The organism is Oleiphilus sp. HI0128, assembly GCF_001635365.1.
This window is the reverse complement of the sequence record NZ_LWGG01001343.1, coordinates 1-1,621: the sequence shown is the minus strand read 5'-3', so window position 1 is coordinate 1,621 and position 1,621 is coordinate 1. Positions and strand designations below refer to the sequence as shown.

Below are 1,621 nucleotides of genomic sequence, written 5' to 3'. Positions count from 1 at the left end.
TCGAAGTTTCTCGGTTTGCAATAGGGCCTCCTCTTGAGTCTGACCGTAGAGAATCGCAATGAATTCTTCACCACCATAACGAGCCACTATATCTGTTTGTCGCTGATACTGTTTCTTCATTAAGCGAGCAATCAGTTTTAAACACTCATCACCCGCCTGGTGGCCATAGGTATCATTTACCTTTTTAAAATGATCGATATCCATCATAACCAAGGTAAGCGGCGTCATGTTTCGGCGACTATTAGCCAAGGATATATCCATTGCTTGATCAAAGAATGGCCGGTTATAAAGTTGAGTCAAACCATCAATCTGGCTCATTAGTTCCAAGCGTTCTTCACGCTCCTTAATGCTTAGACGCATATGCTCCATGGCCCGAGCAACTGTCAGTAATTCATCATGCGTTCCAATCTCAATCGCTTGATCATAATTTCCCATAGCTACACGATCTGCAGCGCCAGTTAATTCACCTATAGCAGAGCTAACAGACTTATATAAACCGACTGACAAGTAGAGCAAAACCAAGGAGAAGAAAGCGACGCTGATATAGAACAAGGATAAGCGCTCAATGCTCTGCTGGTAATTTTTCGCCAATACACGGTCAGTCACCGATAAAACAAGCTGATTATGCGCGTATACTAATTGATACAAGTCGCTTAACTTCGCGTAGAACTCTTGCGGGTCACCTTTAGGAGAGAAGGACTCTATCAAATACTGTGAAAGCAGGTCTTTAGTCTGAACTAAAGCTGATTTAACACCTAATAAGTCTACGGAAGGGTTATCTCTAAATATACCGGCATAGGCTTGTTCCTTCACATCCACATCATCAATTAACTTAGACAGGTTTTGGTAAGCAGCCTCCATCGCGTCAGCACCATGTGACGCCACAAACGCCTGCCCTAAATACAAACTTCCAAACATTCTGACCAAACCTAAGGCATAGGTATATTCCTCACCCTCATTAAGTAGGTTTACGAAGGACAAAATATCGCTTTGACTACTGGAGGCATACAGATAAGAAACTTGCCTTCTCCAGCTATACGCCTGACCGACCATAATATGTGCCTCTTCATAAATCTTATCGACCCTTCCTGCCTCATTTCCGCGAATAAAACCGTCCTTTTCAAACTTTTCCTTAAGACTTAGTAAGTACTTGCTACTAGCGTTAGAACTTAATTTTTCGCTTAGATCCAGAATACGACCATAAGCCCGCTTCTTAACAGCATCAAGCTTTGAAACCAAGAAGGAGTCACTCTTCCAAGAGACAACAACAGTTATATCTCGTATCGTTTCCAAGTCTTCGATAAGTTCTGTTGATTGGCGAAGATAGTTAAAGCCAGAGCGAGTGTGCTGTGCTTGTTCTAGTTGCTGATGCGCATTAAATGCTAACTGCACAGCAAACAGAGCCAAGGGGATCGCGAAAACCGATGAGATCAACATAAACTTACCACGGTAAGTTAATCGATTCATCAGCAAAAATATCGGTTGAATCAGCTTATTCATAGCGAAAAGAAACTGCTTGTTAAGGGCCTTCAATAAGTGTACCAGCATAATTCTGTTTTTCTCTTTCACAACAATATCGTGTAGAAAATCTTTTCCAAAAAGATTATTCTTCAATGAAAAG

Annotated in this window: 1 protein-coding gene; it reads right to left on the bottom strand. The window is 41.6% G+C overall.

Annotated elements, in window-relative coordinates; genetic code table 11:
• On the bottom strand, nt 1–1,500 hold a 1,500-nt coding region (locus A3763_RS22385), incomplete at its 3' end, for a diguanylate cyclase (protein ID WP_197483046.1).
• Between the last annotated feature and the right edge of the window lie 121 nt (nt 1,501–1,621).